Source organism: Peribacillus sp. FSL E2-0159, from assembly GCF_038643155.1.
Classification (GTDB): Bacteria; Bacillota; Bacilli; order Bacillales; family DSM-1321; genus Peribacillus; species Peribacillus simplex.
Genome location: NZ_CP152053.1, coordinates 1,230,698 through 1,248,034 on the forward strand (window position 1 = coordinate 1,230,698; position 17,337 = coordinate 1,248,034).

A 17,337-nucleotide genomic window follows, 5' to 3' on the forward strand; every position below is an offset into this window, starting at 1 on the left:
TCATTTTGCAGCAATTGCTTCCCCTTTTGCAATATTTACGAGGGCCGCATCGAAGTCCTTGATTAAATCGTCTGGATTTTCAAGTCCGACAGAGAGACGGAGCAAGCTGTTCGTGATGCCTCGCTTTTCCCTTTCATCGGCAGGCATTGCAGCATGGGACATTTTGGCCGGGTAGGATAATATAGATTCGACCGCTCCAAGGCTTACGGCAAAAACAGGGAGTTCGACAGTGTTAACGAAAGAACGGAAGACTTCCTCACTTTCCAATTCAAATGATAGGACCGCCCCTGCTCCAAGTGACTGGCCTTTCTGGATGGCGTGCTGTGGATGATCAGCTAGGCCGGGATAATACACTTTTTTCACCAAGGGCTGCTCCTTTAAGTAGGCTGCAATCTTTTCTGCCCCTTTTTGTGAATGTTCCATTCTAACTGACAAGGTTTTCAGACCTCTCATTACAAGCCAGGCGTCCTGGACACCAAGAACCGCTCCAAAGGAGTTTTGAAGGGAACCGAGTCTTACTGCTAATTCCGGATCTTTTACGACCGCAAGCCCAGCTACCACATCACTGTGTCCGGATAAAAACTTCGTCGCGCTATGAAGGACAACATCAGCGCCCAGATTCAGTGGTTTTTGCAATGCTGGCGTCAAGAATGTATTATCAACAAAACTTAAGGCGCCGGCTTTTTTTGCGATATCACATACGGCTTGAATATCGGTCACTTTAAGTAACGGATTTGAAGGCGTTTCGATGTATATGGCCCTGGTATTTGGCTGAACTGCCGCTTTGACGCTTTCAAGGTCCGTCATGTCAACGAAGGTATGCTCAATATTGAAACGCGACAATACGCTTGTGACCATCCTGAACGTTCCGCCATAAACATCTTCGGAAATGACGATATGATCCCCGGCAGACAATAGCAGGAAAGCTGTAGAAATGGCAGCCATTCCTGATGAAAAAGCAAAGCCATGGGTGCCGTCCTCAAGTTCGGCAATGATGTCTTCAAGTGCCTCGCGAGTTGGGTTCCCGCTTCTGCTGTAATCATATTTGCCGAATTGATCGATATCGGATTGATGGAAAGTCGATGCGTGCTGAATGGGGACGCTCACGCCGCCCGTTGCCGGATCGAATTTATGTTGATTATGAAGTAATTTGGTTTCAAAGCTAAAATCATGATCTGTCATCGTAGTGCCTCCCTTTTTACCTGTGCGAATGCTTGCTGTAAGTCACCAATCAAATCATCGCTATCCTCGATGCCAACGGAGAAGCGGAGCAGGCGATTACAAACACCATTTGCCGTTCTGACTTCAAGCGGAATATCGGCATGTGTTTGTGTGGCAGGATAGGTGATGAAGCTTTCAACCCCTCCAAGGCTTTCTGCAAAAGAGATTAATGAGAGCGATTGTAAAAATGGGTTGACCGCCGCTTCATTAATGATACGGAATGAAATCATGCCGCCTCTGCCGGGATACAATACGTCCGTAACACAATCATGCTCCGATAAGTAATCTACAAGTATCTTGGCATTCTTTTCATGACGCTCCATCCGCAACGCCAGGGTTTTCATTCCGCGCATCAACAGCCAAGAATCAAATGGGCTCAAGACAGCTCCGGTACCATTGTGATGGAAGGCAAGTGCATCACATAATTCAGCGCCGCTAGCAACGATCAGTCCGGCGAGCACATCATTATGACCACCGAGATACTTGGTTGCACTGTGAATCACAATATCCGCTCCAAGCAGGATGGGTTGTTGAATTAGAGGCGTGTAAAAAGTGTTATCAACGATTAACAATAAATTATATCGTTTGGCCAATGCGGCAACGGCGCTAATGTCCGTTTGCTGCATAAGAGGGTTAGTGGGAGTTTCGATGAAGATGGCTTTCGTGTGAGGAGTGATGGCTTTTTCGATATCCTCCAAACAACAAGTGTTTACATAGTCACACTGCAACCCCCATTTTTTAAAACCTTGTTCTAACAGACGATATGTACCGCCATAAAGATCTTCGCTGACAATCCATGCATCACCAGATTTAAAAAGGGCGAGTATAGTGGAAATGGCGGCCATTCCTGAACTGCAGGCATAACCTTGGTCGCCTTTTTCCAGATCGGCGATGGATCGCTCCAATAGTTGGCGTGTAGGATTACCTGTCCTTGTGTAGTCGAATCCCGTCGATTGGCCAATTCCTTCGTGACGAAAAGCTGTTGAAAAGTATACCGGCGGATTGACTGTTCCTGTCGCCGTTTCGCTGCGATTTCCTAATTGAGCAAGATATGTTTCAGTTTTGTACATGGTTTTCACTGCTCCTTTGCGTTATATAAAATAAAAAAAAGTCTTCTTTAAGAAGAAGACTTTGATTAAGTAGGGACGAGTCATTCTTCTTATCTTCCAAGTTCACAAACTTGTGGAATTAGCACCTTTTCATTGGTTTGAAACAAATGAAGGTTGCTGAGGTGTCATCGGGCCATTCCCTCTACCTCTCTCGATAAGAGTTTAGATTATTCGATTTCTTTTGAATTTACTATATATACAAAATACTGTCAAGAACATTTTGGGTGGATAATGCTTTGATGTTCATGACTAGGTCAATTGGAGCCTAGCGGTGTCAACACTTTATGTGTCTAAAAAAAATATCCGGATTTTCATATAAACAGGAAGGATTATGGATTTTTTCAGAAAAATGGGAAGGGTCAGCCGGATATTTTTGCTTTAAAATAATAAAGTTTGTACAATGTATGGAGAGAAAGAATAATACGACATTATTCATTTCATATGCAAAAGGTCTTCAATGAATAGTGCAAACATAGGAGGAGAACACATGGAATACAGAATCGAACGAGATACGATGGGTGAAGTGAAAGTTCCTGCTGATAAATATTGGGGAGCACAAACTGAGAGAAGCCGTAACAATTTCAAAATCGGTAACGAAAAAATGCCGATTGAATTAGTTCGTGCATTTGCATACGTTAAACAAGCTGCGGCAAAGGTGAACTATGATCTTGGTGATCTTTCGGAAGTCAAAAAGAATGCCATCGTCAAGATTTGCGGCGAAATCCTTGAAGGCACACTTGATGAACATTTCCCGCTTGTAGTTTGGCAAACGGGAAGCGGCACGCAGAGTAATATGAACGTGAATGAAGTGGTCGCTAACAAAGGGAATGAATGGTTGAAAGAAAATGGTGAATCGGAAACCCTTCATCCGAATGATGATGTTAACAAGGCACAAAGCTCCAATGATACTTTCCCGACCGCCATGCATATTGCTGCCTTTATGGAAGTCGCTGAAAAATTGGTCCCTGCCATCAAAGCTCTTCGTGATACATTCGATACAAAAGAAAAAGAATTTTGGGATGTCGTGAAAATTGGCCGGACACATCTTCAAGATGCTACACCATTAACATTAGGACAAGAAATTTCCGGTTGGAAAGCGATGCTCGACAAAGATCTAGTGATGATTGAGGAAAGCAGCCAAAAATTATTGAACCTTGCACTAGGCGGAACGGCTGTAGGAACCGGAATCAATACAAAAAAAGAATTCCCGGGACTTTCTGCCAAACAAATTGCAGCGGATACAGGATATCCTTTTGTCACATCTGATAATAAGTTCCATGCATTGACAAGCCATAACGAAATCGTCTACGCACATGGTGCTTTAAAAGCATTGGCAGCCGATTTAATGAAAATTGCGAACGATGTCAGATGGCTGGCAAGTGGTCCTAGAAGCGGAATCGGCGAAATAGCCATTCCGGAAAACGAGCCAGGCAGCTCCATCATGCCAGGTAAAGTCAATCCAACACAAAGTGAAGCGCTTACCATGATTGCAACACAAATCGTGGGTAACGATGCTACAATTGGCTTTGCAGCTAGCCAAGGTAACTTTGAATTGAATGTATTTAAACCAGTCATCATCTATAACTTCCTGCAAACGGTCAAATTATTGACGGAAGGCATTCATTCATTCAACAATAATTGTGCGGTTGGCATCACTGCAAATGAAGATAAAATCAAAGAAAATGTAGAACGTTCCCTTATGTTGGTAACAGCCTTGAACCCGCATATTGGTTATGAAAAAGCAGCCAAGATCGCAAAAACAGCATTCAAGGACAACTCTACGTTAAAAGAAGCGGCGTTGAAATTGGAATTCCTGACGGAAGATGAATTCAAAGCATGGGTAGATCCTGCTAACATGGTTAATAAATAATTGCATAGAAGTGCCCTCCCTCTGGTATTAGGGAGGGTGTTTCCATGTGTTAAAATAATGGAATCAACAAATACTGAGATCATAAGTATCGGGAACAGGAGGAAAAATAATGTCTTTATGCCCGCTTTGCAACGGTCTAAGAAAAATTCATGTGAATTGCCCGGAATGCGGCAGTGATCTTGATGATAAAGGGAAATTCATGGACTACGCTGATGATTACAGTGCTTACATGGATATCGACATACTTAAAGAAAACGACGGATATCCTCAATCCCTTCAAAAAGGCCAATGCCCGCATCTCATGAAATGCTCTGAATGCGGACATGATGAAGTGGTATTGGTCCAGGAATAAATCTACCCCTTATTTGAATAAACGAAAAAGACCCATTCATGAACGGGTCTTTTTACGTTTAATTGGCAGGTAACTTCATGTTTTCCTGCATCTGTTCATCTTCTTCAACTAAAATGCGATGTTCAGTCCCTTTATCAAAAAAGTGTGCTTTATTCATGTCGAGGGCAAGTTCTATGTTTTCGCCTGCCTGGATAATATTCTTGGCATCGACTCGTGCGACGAAGTCCTGCCCCTCTAACGTGGAGTAGAGCATGATCTCCGCGCCCATGAGTTCGGCTACATCAATTTGGGTCGTGAATGTAGTGTTAGGGGACTCCGTGAAGCTAGTTCCTTCATTATGGAAATCCTCCGGACGGATGCCAAGGATTAAATCCTTTCCGATATATCCTTGATCACGCAGCATTTTCATCTTCAATTCAGGTATTTCAAGCGTTTGTTCGCCTATTTTAATTGTGCCTTCTTTTAATGTTCCGGAAAAGAAGTTCATGGCAGGCGATCCGATAAAACCGCCGACAAAGACGTTTATGGGTTTCTCGTATACGTCTTTTGGGGCACCGACCTGTTGGATGATTCCATCTTTCATTACAACAAGACGTGTCGCCATGGTCATTGCCTCTGTTTGGTCATGCGTGACATATATTGTCGTGGTGTCGAGCCGTTTATGTAGTTTAGCGATTTCTGCGCGCATTTGAACCCGTAGCTTTGCATCGAGATTGGATAATGGCTCATCCATCAAGAAAACCTTTGCGTCCCTTACAATTGCACGGCCAAGTGCCACACGCTGGCGCTGACCTCCTGAAAGGGCTTTAGGTTTCCTGTTTAGCAGCTCTTCAAGTCCGAGAATCCTTGCCGCTTCATTGACCCTTTGCTTGATTTCCGCTTTTGGCGTTTTCCTGAGCTTTAAGCCAAATGCCATATTGTCATATACGGACATATGAGGATATAAGGCATAGTTCTGGAAAACCATCGCAATATCACGATCTTTAGGGGGGACATCATTGACTCGCTTCCCGTCAATGTATAAATCCCCTTGGGAAATGTCTTCCAGTCCGGCAATCATCCTTAATGTCGTCGATTTGCCGCAACCAGAAGGTCCCACAAAGACTATGAATTCCTTATCGGCAACACGAAGGTTGAAGTCTTTAACAGCCGTAACCTTTTTATCATAAATCTTAAATATATGATCTAACACTAACTCTGCCATGAAAAATCCCCCTTTTAAACTCCTGATTACTTGTACCAATTAGCTATAGTCTAAGCTATCGGTTTAGAAAAAAGTATGGGCACATTGCACAAAAAAGGATGATATTACCTGTGTGTATGGGAAATTAATCATTCAGTAAAAAAATCAAGTACGCAGTAAGGGCATGACGGAAGTTTCTAATATCGAGACCAGTTCTTTCAGAGAATTTATCGATTCGGTATTGTAAGCTGTTCCGATGTATATAAAGCTGTTTGGCGGCATGGGTGGCATTGGAATTACATTCGATATACGTTTTAATCGTTTTGATAAGTTCAGTATCCTGCTTGGTCTTGCCAAGAATCTCATTGATATACCATTTTGCATTCTTAACGGATGGATCATTAATTAATGAGTGAGGAATGATGTCTGCCAAATCAGCGACCTTAAGATCCGGCAGGTGCACCTGTGCCAAATCAAAACACTTTTTCTCCTGAGTCCAGTGATGATGAAGGTCTTGATTTACAGGGTGAAAGCGCCCGGTGAACATACGGGTCTTAACATAAAAGTCACTTTCAAGTGTGGAAGAAATGGCGATTAGTTCTTTATTTGATAATGGTTCATCCTTGTCCGTTTCAATTAAGACACCTGCCGTTTCATTTTCCCAGACCAATGCTGCGTCAGATGGAACGAAAGCGAGGAAGGCCTCTTCAAAATCGGAGTTGGAAAAATCAGCATGAGTCAGCTTAAAATGAAGAAATCGAACATTCTCCCAGCTCGTTAATGGCAATGGTGCATTCGGTTCGGATAAAAAAGTTTTCCATGATGAATCTGGATGTACATTGAGGTAATTAGGGTTTATGGAAGGAGCAAAAAGCAGTTCCAATAAACGGATTTCTTCGGCTGTGATTTCTGAACGGGGAATGCCAAGTATACTTCTTGAGTCTTCGAACCAAACATAGTCAGAAATATCTTCAATATCCTTGTTATTGGTAAGAGCATTCGGGAATTTTTGTTTGAGATTTTCAAGCATCGTTTCCACCTTCTTTCTCCTTTTCCATATCATTATAGCGAAAAAGAATAAAGTTCAAAAGAATAGGATATTGTCAGTTTTCCCGAGAATGGAAATTCATGGTTCAAAAAGAGAGTTCAAAAAAAAGTTGCAAGTAATATTAATTTTAGGAAAGGGTATTGCGTATGCTTAATGGAATATCGTTAAAGAGGAGGAGATCTTATGAACATTTTAATATTGGGTGGTACACGGTTTTTAGGCCGATATTTAGCAAAAGCTGCGATAGAGAAAGGGCATGATGTCACACTTTTTAATCGTGGAAGTGATCCTTATGTTTTTCCCGAAATAGAACAGTTAAGAGGGGACCGCGACGGAGATCTGGAAATGTTGAAAGGAAGACAGTGGGATGCAGTCATTGACACATCGGGTTTTATCCCTCGAACTGTATCGAAATCTTGCAGAATGCTTAATCAAGTTAAACATTATACATATATTTCAAGTATCTCAGTGTATAGTGATCCAACCGAACCAGGTATTGATGAAAATGGAGAGGTTCAAACACTAAATGAAGATGAAGCAGAAGAGATCACCCGCGGAACTGCTGGACCGATATACGGTGAATATTATGGACCGTTAAAATCATTAAGCGAAAAAGCAGCAGAAAAAGAACTGCCGGGGAAAGTCTTGTCAATTCGTGCCGGGCAAATAGTAGGTCCATATGATTACACTGACCGATTGCCGTACTGGCTTAAAAGAATAGCGGAAGGGGGAGAAATTTTATCTCCTGGACGCCCTGGACGTCCAATACAAGTTATCGATGCAAGGGACATGGCTCAATGGGTAATACAAATGATAGAAAAAAATATGACAGGTACATATAATGCCGTTGGACCAGATTACACACTAACTATGGGGCAATTACTTGAAGGCTGCAAAAAGGTAACAAGAAGTAATGCTGATTTTACATGGGTATCTGAAAAGTTTTTAAATGACAATAAAGTAGAGCCATGGGGAGAGATGCCTTTATGGATACCAGAAGAGTTCCCTTTACCGGGAGCTAAGAAACCTTTGAATGGGTTTTTGGCTGTCGATAACAATAAAGCCATCAATAATGGACTAACATTCCGTCCCCTTTCAGAAACTCTCGAAGATATATGGAATTGGGAAAAGGGACGTCCGGAATCTGCCGATAGAAAAGCAGGTATCCACAGACAACATGAAAGTGATCTTCTTGGGTTATGGAAACAGACAGTAGGTTGAAACCTTCTTTTATTATACTGAAGTATTGATGGCACTTTATGTTTGCTTGGTGAAAAGGATGATTAAAACAAACAAGGTTATGATTCAATCCCTTTACTTCCCAAAGGGTAGTAAAAAAGCGATGGGGTAAAAACTCCATCGCTTCAGACTGTAGACAAATTCGAAGAAGACGAGTTTATCTAAAGTTATTTAATAAAATGTTCCTGTTACTTCAGAAATCCGCTCCCTTTCCGCAGATTGTCTGCAAGCCTCATCAAAGCAAGCTCCTGTGGTGTCTCGGCTAGCCAGTTATTCGGCAGGAGTGACGCAAATTTCTTCAATCCAATGAGGGTTTCATAAAACAGAAAAAAGCCAAAGTGTAACCTAGTCTTAATCAAGGTTCGAAATGAGACCATTCCGAACCCCCTTCTTGTTTGTGAGGATTTCAAGGTTTTCCATGGCGGCCGCCACTTTTTCCTTGTTGATATCAGGGAAAAGAAGATGGATGTCTTCACCTTCTTTGACAGAGTGGGCTGCAATCTGTTGAAGTTCCGCCTTATGTTCAACAGTCAGGCCAATATCAAGCAATGTCATCGGCAGTTTAAGCACCTGGTAGATTGGCAGCAATTGTTTGATTTCCGAGAATTTCCCTTCTAAAACAAGCTGGACTAAAATGCCATATGCGACTTTTTCCCCGTGAAGTAAATGATGCGTTTGCGTGATGGTAGTCATGCCATTATGAATGGAGTGGGCGCCGGCAACGCGCAGGTACTGGTCACCAAAGCCGCCAACTAGACCACTGGTGATGATGTTCGTTTCAATTACACGCTGCAGCGAGTCCGTCCATTTACCATTTTCCAAATCACCTAGTGCTTCCTCGCCATATGTCAATAAAACTTCCTGGCATTGCCTTGCGGCTAAATGGGCCAATTCAATACACACGGACTTGGTGGCAAGCTTTTCGGCCAGTGCATTGCCCTCGTACCATTTCGCCAATGTATCGCCGATTCCAGCCCGTAAATAGTTAATAGGTGAATTCAGAAGAATACCTGGTTCGATAAATAACATCCAAGCGTTTTTTTCATGAATATCATAGCGGACATATGAACCATTATCATCATAAATGACACTCAACGGAGTCCAGGCAGCGCAGGTGGAAGCTAGGGTAGGAATGAGGATGATTTCCTTTTGAAGCGAGTTTCCGGCTGATTTGGCGAGGTCGAGCAGCTTACCTCCGCCAATGCCGATTAATGCATCCACACCTTGTTCAAGAACAGACTTCTTGACGCGTTCAATTTCCGTGTCACTACATTCCCCGCCGTATGTGAAAAAGATCGGCTCAATATTTTCTAAGGAAGGAAAAAAGGGTTCAGCAACTTCCCATGATTTTCTTCCATGAATAACGAGCACTTTACGAATGTTCCCTTTACTCAGTTTTGCTTCTAGGTTTTCAAGGACATTAGCTTTACAGGCGTAATAAGCGGGGCCGCTGCGGACCTCCAGTAAGTTATTCATATTCGTTCTCCTTAATGAAAGGCCTGCTCCCTGTAAAGGGGAAGCAGGCCTCGATTATTTGATCACTTCATCCAGTCTGGTTTTCCGAATCCGGCAAATTTGTCATCGATCACTTTTTCAAACTGGTCGGATTCTACTACTGATTTAATATCCTTTGCAAATTGAGCGTCTTCATCTTTTGTATTCACTGCAACAACGTTTCGATACATATCCGGCATTTTTTCTAAAACAAGGGCATTCTTTAGGTCCATTTTCGCTGCAAGAGCGAAGTTGCCAGGGACTGCTGATAGATCAACACTGTCTGTTGCACGGGGCAATTGAGCGGATTCCAATGGTTTGAGTTGGATGTTTTTTGGATTTTTCGTTACATCCTTTTCAGATATTTTTAAAGGGTCGACATCTGGATCGACTTCGATCAACCCTTCATCCACCAGCACTTTAAGTGCACGTGCGAGGTTAACCGGATCATTGGGCACTGCAAGTGATGTACCGTCTTTAATTTCTTTCAATGATTTATACTTGTTCGAATATATGCCCATTGGTGCTGTTGGAACAATGATAAGGTCGGAAAGCTTTAAATCATTTTCTTTAGCGAAGTTATCCATGTACACTTTATGCTGGAATAGGTTGGCGTCGATCGAATGGTTGCCAAGCGACTTATTCGGCTGGATATAGTCGGTGAATTCGACGATCTCTATTTTGTAACCGAGATCTTCAAGACCTGGTTTGATGGCCTCTTTAACCATATCGGCGTAGGGCCCGGTAGTCGCCCCGATCTTCAATTCCTTTTTGTCTTCAGTTTTTTGGGATGCATCATCGCTCCCGCAAGCTGCCAAGCCAAGGGCAAGTGCACAGACTGATAATAACGAAGCTATTTTCTTCATTTGAAATTCCTCCTGAGTAATGAAATGTATTGAATCATTGAAAAAATGACTGATCCTATCGTTTGTTAACTATGTATGAGGCTTTGTCACCAACCATTTGAATGATTTGCACAAGGCAGATCAGCACGACGATCGTCGTGATCATGACTGTGTTGTCATAACGGTAATATCCGTACCGGATGGCCAGGTCGCCAATTCCGCCTCCGCCGATTGTCCCTGCCATTGCGGAGTAACCGATAAGCGAAATGGTCGTTAATGTAAGTCCTTGAATGATTCCCGGTTTTGCCTCTGGAAGAAGTACATCCTTAATGATCATCCATGGAGTGGCACCTACGGCAATTGCAGCTTCAATCACTCCTCTGTCTATTTCACGTAATGCAGATTCAACGATCCTTGCAAAAAAAGGTATAGCGGATACGGACAGGGAAACAGATGCCGCTCTTGGTCCTATCGTCGATCCCGTAAGAAGTTCTGTTAAAGGAAGGAGGGCGACCAATAGAATGATGAACGGGATTGAACGTACAATATTAACTGCGAAACCGAGAGATCGATTCACGATGCTATTTTCAAAAAATAAATTCCTGGTTGTCGTAAACAGCAATACTCCAAGCGGTAAACCGATCAGCAGAGCTACAGCAAGGGAAACGCCGACCATATAAATCGTTTCAAGAAAGGCTTTATTAAGATCAGGTAAAATATTGACGATGGGATCAAGCAGTGACATGTTTTAACACCTCCACAGAACTGGAACGATTTTTTATATATTCCAATGCCGAATGAATTTGGGCGGCATCGCCAATTAACTCGATGATCAAAATGCCTAAAGGGACATCCTGGATATACTCAATTTTACCGTGTAAAATATTACCTTTTACTGAATGGGATTGGAGAGTATCCGAAAGAATCGACTCACCGGCGGTATGCCCTTCGAATTGAATTTTAATAATCGTACCTTTACTTTCTTCAATCAAGTGCGAAGGGAGTTCGAAATCCAGTACACTGCTAATGAATTGCTTCGTTAATTCCTGCTTAGGCTGTGAAAATATTTCATAAACGGGACCTTCTTCAATTACCCGGCCATCCTGCATGACGGCGACTCGGTGGCATAGTTCTTTGACCACTTCCATTTCATGTGTAATCAACACGATGGTGATACCAAGCTCACTACTTATCTTTTTCAATAACTGTAAAATCGCTTTTGTAGTTGTTGGATCAAGGGCTGAAGTCGCTTCATCACATAATAGTACAGTGGGGTCATTTGCTAATGCGCGAGCTATGCCGACCCGCTGCTTCTGTCCACCGCTAAGCTGTGCCGGATAGACATCTTTCTTATCGCTGAGCCCTACGATTTCCAACAATTCCAATACACGTAACTTGATGGCGTCCTTCGATCGATGCGCGGCCTTTAAGGCGAAAGCGACATTTTCATAAACGGTTTTTGAACTGACCAAGGAAAAGTGCTGGAATATCATTCCGATTTTTTGTCGTTGTTTACGAAGCTCTTTACTTGATAAAGATGTTAAATCAATGCCGTCGATGATGATATTTCCACCTGTCGGACGTTCAAGTAAATTCAAGCAGCGGAGTAATGAGCTTTTTCCAGCTCCACTGTAGCCGACAATTCCATACACTTCGCCTGTTTTAATGGTCAAAGAAACGTTATCCACTCCGATAACTCGGTTTTTCTTCGAGACGTATTCCTTTCGGACTGAACGGATTTCAATCATGAGCCTTCCCCCTTAAACATTAAAAAAGCTGTCTCTATCATTCAGAAAGAGGCAGCGAAATTATATCTCGTCTTATCTTTCAGAATGCAATCATTCTGCAGGAAGTGGCACCGTTCCCTAAGGGCGGTTGCCGGACATCACAGGGCCTGATCCCTCCGTCACTCTTGATAAGTAAATTATTATTTTAGAATATTTCAAGTTTTATAATATAATCTATATTATTTGTAAAATTCGACAATGTCAATCGTTTCTGTGATTTTGGGATGATTTTTTTATCGTTAAATTTGGTACGGTCCGTTAAAAAGATTCGTGGAAAAAGGGCTCTTATGCAATAATCCAACATTTTCATCTAGGTTAATTATTCCAATATTTCCTTGTCAAAAAGGTAAAGTGGTACTACATTTATTATGGTAAAGTTAAAAAAAGGAAGATGAAAAGGAAAATAAAACTATTTTTATACAATGATGGGGGAGGTAAATGAATGATAGAGCTTAAGACGATAAATGATGTGGTTTGTGTGCACGGGACTCCTGGCGTGAACAAGTCGGGGATGAGTGTTTATGTCTTTTTAACGGATGGCCTATTGATAGATACTGGAGCAGAGATTTTATTGGATGAACTTATTCCATTCTATGAGTCCGCAGACTTCGACTCAGTGGCCCTGACCCACTATCATGAAGACCATACGGGGGGCGCTGCATGGATACAGGAACATAAAAAGGTCCCGCTTTTCATTCACCCGATGTCGGTTGAGGTTTGTGCAAAGGATGCTGTATATCCTGAATATCGCAAAAATTTCTGGGGAAAGAGAGACGCCTTTAAAGCTGAGCCGCTAGGGAAGGCCATTCATTCCCGTACCCAAACGTGGGAGCCGATTTTTACCCCTGGTCATGCGAAGGACCATATGGTGTATTTGAATCACAGTAATGGGTTGCTCTTTTCAGGAGACCTTTTCGTAACGCCAAAAACAAAGCTTGTCTTACGGGAAGAGTCTGTCCCGGTCATCATCGATTCCATAAAAAAATTACTTCAATATGACTTCAGGGAAGTGTTTTGCTGCCATGCTGGGCATGTGCCTGATGGGAAGGAAATGTTTCGAAAAAAACTCGATTATTTGGAAAACCTCCAAGGTGAAATTTTACGCTTACATTCTCAAGGACTGACCGTTCATGAAATCCAGCAGGTCGTTTTACCGAACCGCTATCCACTTATCGAGATATCTGGGCATGAATGGGATTCAGAGCATATCATTACATCGATATTAAAAGGAAATGTATTGATTAATAAGGATAATCTAGCAAAACACTAAGTAGTGATTTTGTGTAATGGAAGAAGAAAAATCGTAAGAAATGGAGGAGGTTCTAAGCAATTTCTTTTTGAACACGAAGCACGAATTGTAATTTAAGGGATGATTTGATACATTAATACGTCTAGAAAAAGGTGCAGGCAATGTTTTTGGGGAGTGTCTGCTTAAAAGGGAAGTCCGGTTAGATTCCGTCGCTGTCCCGCAACTGTATATGGGAGCGATTCGAGTAATGCCACTGTCTTCTGCAAAAGGGGATGGGAAGGTTCGAAAAGCGATGATCATGAGCCAGGATACCTGCCTATTTTTAGCACAGCATCATAAGCCTACGAGGATAGGAGGTGTAAAATGCGAAAATTGACAAGAGCATGTTTTTTATTTTTTGTTATGTTTCGTTTGCACTCTAACAACTTCTAATGGGAAGTTGTTTTTTTATTTTTAAAGAAGGAATCCGATACAATAGTAGACTTATTATCAAAATCATAAGGAGATCTCTTCTTCCTATGGAACAGAGAAAAGAATTCTTTATGAACAAAATTTAAAGAGGTGTAATGCATGTTTGGAACAGTTAGGTACTATACGGATTTTTTTAAGCTCAGGTTATATCTAATTTTTCTGGGGAAGAAATGGTTTCTTTAAGTGAAAATTATGCAAGGTTGAACAAGTAAATTAATGTGAAGGCAAAAAATTCAAAAGAACAAGTAGAGTATTTACTTAATCTTGAAAAGGCTTATGTAATAATTAATAAAGAAATGTTCGGGCTAGAGGAAGAGTTGGCAGTTTTATAAAAAGGAGCCACCTAAAGGAGGCTCCGAACATTATTATTTATTTTCGTTTGGATCTGTTTCATCATAAAAGTCATGTGCTTCTTCGATGTTCTGAAGGTTAGCGACTTCATACACATTTCCGCCCGCCATTCCTTCATTGATGATACGGTCGATATCCAGGTAAACGGAATCCTTGCCGTCATATTCGGTATCCTTCAAAAATGTCATTTTTTCTTTATCCAAAATAAATCCCTCCTAGCCTTTTCTTTAGTTTAGGCAAAGGAGTTTTTTTTATTCAGTTTAGGGATTTCATGAATGTAAAGGGGGGTCATTCGTATACATGGAAGATCATTAAATCATGTATCATGCTTTTGAGTTTGGTTTCATCTGTTTCAGAGGGCGGATTGGCTGTCCACTCGATGGATCCATCTTTATGATACAAGGCCTGGACTGCCTGCTTGTTGAAGTAAAAGGAAATTTTCCATCCTGGCAGATTTTTATGCAATGGTGCCCATTGAAAATGAGTGATCATATGTATTACCTCCATATATACAGTTTCTCATATAATTATAATGGAAAACAGCGTCTGGAGGTGTTATTTTATTGTCAGGTTAGGAAAAGTTAATTCAATGAAAAGATTTTTTAAATGCAAAAGCCTGTTTGTTTCAATTTCCTCCTCATCGAATTGCATGGGCTTTGAGTTCACTTCGTATATGAAGAGAGAGCCTGATTCGTCTTCCCCTATATCAATGGAAAACTCTCCGAGAAACCCGATTTTTTTTGAAAGTATCTCTCCGCATTTTTGGGCGATATTCGCTAATTTTAGATTCAGGCTTCTTGATTGCAGGTCTTGATAAGGAAAAAGCTTACCCCCTCGGGGAGTGTGGGTGGTGATTTCCTGAGTTTGTGACATTCTTACCGCTTTGCCGGTCACTTTATAAAAACCTTTTTCATAATGGACGAGAATCCGGTAATCGTAACGATGTCCAAAAAGTTTTTTTGGTATGATCGCCTGTTGAGCAATGTAGCTCCTTTTTAATAAATCCCTTTTTTTTGTTTCCCAGAATGACGCGTAGTCCGGGAAGGACTCACTATGCTTTAAGCTATTGAACAATAGTGTATCATCATCGTTTTTGATTATAGTATAAATGCCCTTTCCTTGGCTGCCTTTGCAGGGTTTAAGGTATATATGCCTGTAGGTCTCCAGGAAAACATCAAGGCAACCGCTGTTTCGTAAGACCATGGTGGGGGGAAGGTGATTGGTGAGGGATCCATCTTCCGCTAATGCTTCGAACATCACATATTTATCTATAAAACAGGGGTTGAATAGATTCATTCGGCATTCTTTAAAATATTTGATGAGATTTTGGAATTCCTCTGACGCCTCATAGCTCCTCGAGGGGATACGGTTATAGACGATGTCAGGTAAGGGCACTTTACATGCGGTCCACTTGTTTGAAATGGAGGAAAAAACATAAGCTCTCATCGACTCGGAATGAAGGGCATTTCCTGTGAATACATACGCCAATATTCCATGTTTCAATAAATATAAGGATAGGTCCCGAAAAAGGTTCAGGTTTCCACCCAAACCTGATTCCTTTTTGGGATTGGAAATAGTTAAAATTCCGACGGCAAGCATCCGGTTACCTGGAAACATTGTGATTGGAATAAGGGGTTGATTTGAATGGTCCTTTTTATAGCTGATTTTCTCTTGGGCAGAGCCCGCGAAAAGCTCCGCATTCTCATGAGTGTGGTACCAATTTTCAGTGTGGATATCGTAAAAAATGTTCATCGCGGCACACTGATTGATTTTGTAATCGTCTGTTCCGTAAGATAAATGGCATAATCAAGGCTTAGCTTTCTGGTCAGCAATTCGAAATCCTTGAGTTTTGGATGGGAGAAGATGGAACGTCCCGGTTTGGAATTGGCTTCAAACATCCAAACCTGCCCTTTTTTATCCAATCCAAAATCAAATCCTATTTCTGCAATGATGCCATCCAAGTTCTTTTCTATACTGTCACTTAAAATCAGCGCGGCTTCCGATAGCTTTCGTTCGACTTCTTTGGCCTCATCGTCATCTCCAAACAGTTCGGCAACCGTTTTGATGACACCCCCGCTTTTAATATGGGTCGTGACGCTGCCGGCGCCGGCGATTTTTGCGGCAATCGCGGTTACCTGCCATTTTCCATTACTATCCTTGTTCGAATGGACCCGGAAATCCACTGGACGTTTTTCAGATCGAATTAATGGGATGCCCTGCTGCACGATAAGATTCTCAAGGGGTCGGTCGTGAAAAATATGTTTAACGATGGATTCCAATGTGGAAAACTTTTGCAGTTTATTTTCTTTTGCTTCATTTGTATAGCGGCAATAGTAAACATCCTCATGCTTATCATAAAGAATTTGGTGAATCCCTAGACCGAGGCTGCCGTGAATGGGCTTTATATAAACTTGCCGGTAATGGGAAAGAAGGGTTTCCACCACGGACATGGATTGAAATGGGTACGTTTCCGGCAAATAAGACAGTGCCCGCTCATCTGCGCATAACCTTTCATTTACATCCCATTTATTGAAAAATCCTGGATTATACCATGGAATGGTATATTCTTTTTGAAATTTTTGCTTCACTTCTTTAGGTCCATCGCGGTTTTCCGTCAAACGATTTGGGAGACGGTCATAGATGACATTAGGAAAAGGAAATTCATTAATATGCCAGTCATCGTTATCAAATACATAGCCTTTGATTGTCTCCTCATCCCAATTGATTACATTCTCACCAAAAACAAAGGGGATACAGCCTGTGGTCCTGCTAAGCGAAAGGAGCTTTGAGAAAAATTCCGATCTCTCCCCTAATGGTTTGTTTGAAAGGCCGGTGAAGCCTGAAGAAAAAATTCCGACAAGCGGTCCGATATGGATGCTCTTGCCGTATATGAATAAATGAAGGGGAATATCGGTATGATCGAATATTAGAGATTCCGCAAGACTTTTCGATAGGACGATTGATTGATTGACTGCCGGGTTTTGTTTGACGATGGCAGGACATGAATGTCGTCCGAAATAAATTAATTCAATCTCTGCCAAATCTCCAAGCTCTGAAGGGTAGAAGAGAACATTGCCAGGGATAGCGGCAATTTCGGCAGGATAAGTCTTTCTCACTG

Annotated in this window: 17 protein-coding genes and 3 riboswitches; of the genes, 4 read left to right on the top strand and 13 right to left on the bottom strand. The window is 41.8% G+C overall.

Annotation, left to right across the window (positions count from 1 at the left end):
* The gene (gene metC / locus NYE63_RS06105) at positions 1 to 1,182 is read right to left on the bottom strand and encodes a cystathionine beta-lyase (RefSeq protein WP_144477750.1); all 1,182 of its coding nucleotides are present in this window, start codon (positions 1,180 to 1,182) and stop codon (positions 1 to 3) included.
* On the bottom strand, positions 1,179 to 2,291 hold the full coding sequence (locus NYE63_RS06110; protein WP_342604485.1) for a methionine biosynthesis PLP-dependent protein: 1,113 nt from the start codon (positions 2,289 to 2,291) through the stop codon (positions 1,179 to 1,181). Before NYE63_RS06110 ends, metC begins: the two co-directional genes overlap by 4 nt.
* 86 nt (positions 2,292 to 2,377) lie before the next feature.
* A riboswitch (SAM riboswitch) is annotated at positions 2,378 to 2,491 on the bottom strand.
* Between the two features lie 326 nt (positions 2,492 to 2,817).
* Here NYE63_RS06110 and fumC point away from each other — a divergent pair.
* Positions 2,818 to 4,200 (top strand): class II fumarate hydratase, encoded by a 1,383-nt coding sequence (gene fumC / locus NYE63_RS06115; RefSeq protein WP_342604486.1) that lies wholly within the window; start codon positions 2,818 to 2,820, stop codon positions 4,198 to 4,200.
* Between the two features lie 109 nt (positions 4,201 to 4,309).
* Positions 4,310 to 4,552, top strand: coding sequence for a hypothetical protein (locus NYE63_RS06120; protein ID WP_063232298.1), 243 nt, complete (start codon positions 4,310 to 4,312; stop codon positions 4,550 to 4,552).
* Positions 4,553 to 4,610: 58 nt separating this feature from the next.
* On the opposite strand, the gene ugpC is transcribed toward NYE63_RS06120, so the two are convergent.
* Entirely contained in the window at positions 4,611 to 5,756 is a 1,146-nt protein-coding gene (gene ugpC / locus NYE63_RS06125; RefSeq protein WP_342604487.1) for a sn-glycerol-3-phosphate ABC transporter ATP-binding protein UgpC, read from the bottom strand.
* Between the two features lie 124 nt (positions 5,757 to 5,880).
* Positions 5,881 to 6,765 (bottom strand): helix-turn-helix domain-containing protein, encoded by an 885-nt coding sequence (locus tag NYE63_RS06130; RefSeq protein WP_342605693.1) that lies wholly within the window; start codon positions 6,763 to 6,765, stop codon positions 5,881 to 5,883.
* Positions 6,766 to 6,966: 201 nt separating this feature from the next.
* Here NYE63_RS06130 and NYE63_RS06135 point away from each other — a divergent pair, with 201 nt between their 5' ends.
* On the top strand, positions 6,967 to 8,004 hold the full coding sequence (locus NYE63_RS06135) for an NAD-dependent epimerase/dehydratase family protein (RefSeq protein ID WP_342604488.1): 1,038 nt from the start codon (positions 6,967 to 6,969) through the stop codon (positions 8,002 to 8,004).
* Between the two features lie 206 nt (positions 8,005 to 8,210).
* On the opposite strand, the gene NYE63_RS06140 is transcribed toward NYE63_RS06135, so the two are convergent.
* The 5 genes from NYE63_RS06140 to NYE63_RS06160 all read right to left on the bottom strand — a co-directional run bounded on the left by NYE63_RS06140 (position 8,211) and on the right by NYE63_RS06160 (position 12,109).
* Positions 8,211 to 8,399 carry a hypothetical protein gene (locus NYE63_RS06140; protein ID WP_342604489.1) on the bottom strand — a complete coding sequence of 63 codons (189 nt, stop codon included), beginning with the start codon at positions 8,397 to 8,399 and terminating at the stop codon, positions 8,211 to 8,213.
* Positions 8,374 to 9,498 (bottom strand): iron-containing alcohol dehydrogenase family protein, encoded by a 1,125-nt coding sequence (locus tag NYE63_RS06145; RefSeq protein WP_342604490.1) that lies wholly within the window; start codon positions 9,496 to 9,498, stop codon positions 8,374 to 8,376. Before NYE63_RS06145 ends, NYE63_RS06140 begins: the two co-directional genes overlap by 26 nt.
* Positions 9,499 to 9,560: 62 nt before the next feature.
* Positions 9,561 to 10,382 carry a MetQ/NlpA family ABC transporter substrate-binding protein gene (locus tag NYE63_RS06150; protein WP_342604491.1) on the bottom strand — a complete coding sequence of 274 codons (822 nt, stop codon included), beginning with the start codon at positions 10,380 to 10,382 and terminating at the stop codon, positions 9,561 to 9,563.
* A 55-nt stretch (positions 10,383 to 10,437) separates the two neighbouring features.
* Positions 10,438 to 11,106, bottom strand: coding sequence for a methionine ABC transporter permease (locus NYE63_RS06155; RefSeq protein ID WP_342604492.1), 669 nt, complete (start codon positions 11,104 to 11,106; stop codon positions 10,438 to 10,440).
* The gene (locus NYE63_RS06160) at positions 11,093 to 12,109 is read right to left on the bottom strand and encodes a methionine ABC transporter ATP-binding protein (protein WP_342604493.1); all 1,017 of its coding nucleotides are present in this window, start codon (positions 12,107 to 12,109) and stop codon (positions 11,093 to 11,095) included. Before NYE63_RS06160 ends, NYE63_RS06155 begins: the two co-directional genes overlap by 14 nt.
* A gap of 69 nt (positions 12,110 to 12,178) precedes the next feature.
* Positions 12,179 to 12,283: riboswitch (SAM riboswitch) on the bottom strand.
* Positions 12,284 to 12,590: 307 nt separating this feature from the next.
* Between NYE63_RS06160 and NYE63_RS06165 the strand changes: the two genes are divergently transcribed.
* A complete protein-coding gene (locus NYE63_RS06165; RefSeq protein ID WP_342604494.1) occupies positions 12,591 to 13,418 on the top strand; it encodes an MBL fold metallo-hydrolase in 828 nt (275 codons plus the stop codon).
* A 112-nt stretch (positions 13,419 to 13,530) separates the two neighbouring features.
* Positions 13,531 to 13,732, top strand: a riboswitch (cobalamin riboswitch).
* A gap of 501 nt (positions 13,733 to 14,233) precedes the next feature.
* Here NYE63_RS06165 and NYE63_RS06170 read toward each other — a convergent pair.
* From NYE63_RS06170 to NYE63_RS06185, 4 genes are all read right to left on the bottom strand, one after another.
* The gene (locus NYE63_RS06170) at positions 14,234 to 14,422 is read right to left on the bottom strand and encodes a hypothetical protein (protein WP_076367325.1); all 189 of its coding nucleotides are present in this window, start codon (positions 14,420 to 14,422) and stop codon (positions 14,234 to 14,236) included.
* An 85-nt stretch (positions 14,423 to 14,507) separates the two neighbouring features.
* Entirely contained in the window at positions 14,508 to 14,711 is a 204-nt protein-coding gene (locus tag NYE63_RS06175; protein WP_251433303.1) for a YheE family protein, read from the bottom strand.
* A gap of 63 nt (positions 14,712 to 14,774) precedes the next feature.
* The gene (locus NYE63_RS06180; RefSeq protein WP_342604495.1) at positions 14,775 to 15,971 is read right to left on the bottom strand and encodes a YheC/YheD family protein; all 1,197 of its coding nucleotides are present in this window, start codon (positions 15,969 to 15,971) and stop codon (positions 14,775 to 14,777) included.
* The gene (locus NYE63_RS06185) at positions 15,968 to 17,335 is read right to left on the bottom strand and encodes a YheC/YheD family protein (RefSeq protein ID WP_342604496.1); all 1,368 of its coding nucleotides are present in this window, start codon (positions 17,333 to 17,335) and stop codon (positions 15,968 to 15,970) included. Before NYE63_RS06185 ends, NYE63_RS06180 begins: the two co-directional genes overlap by 4 nt.
* Between the last annotated feature and the right edge of the window lie 2 nt (positions 17,336 to 17,337).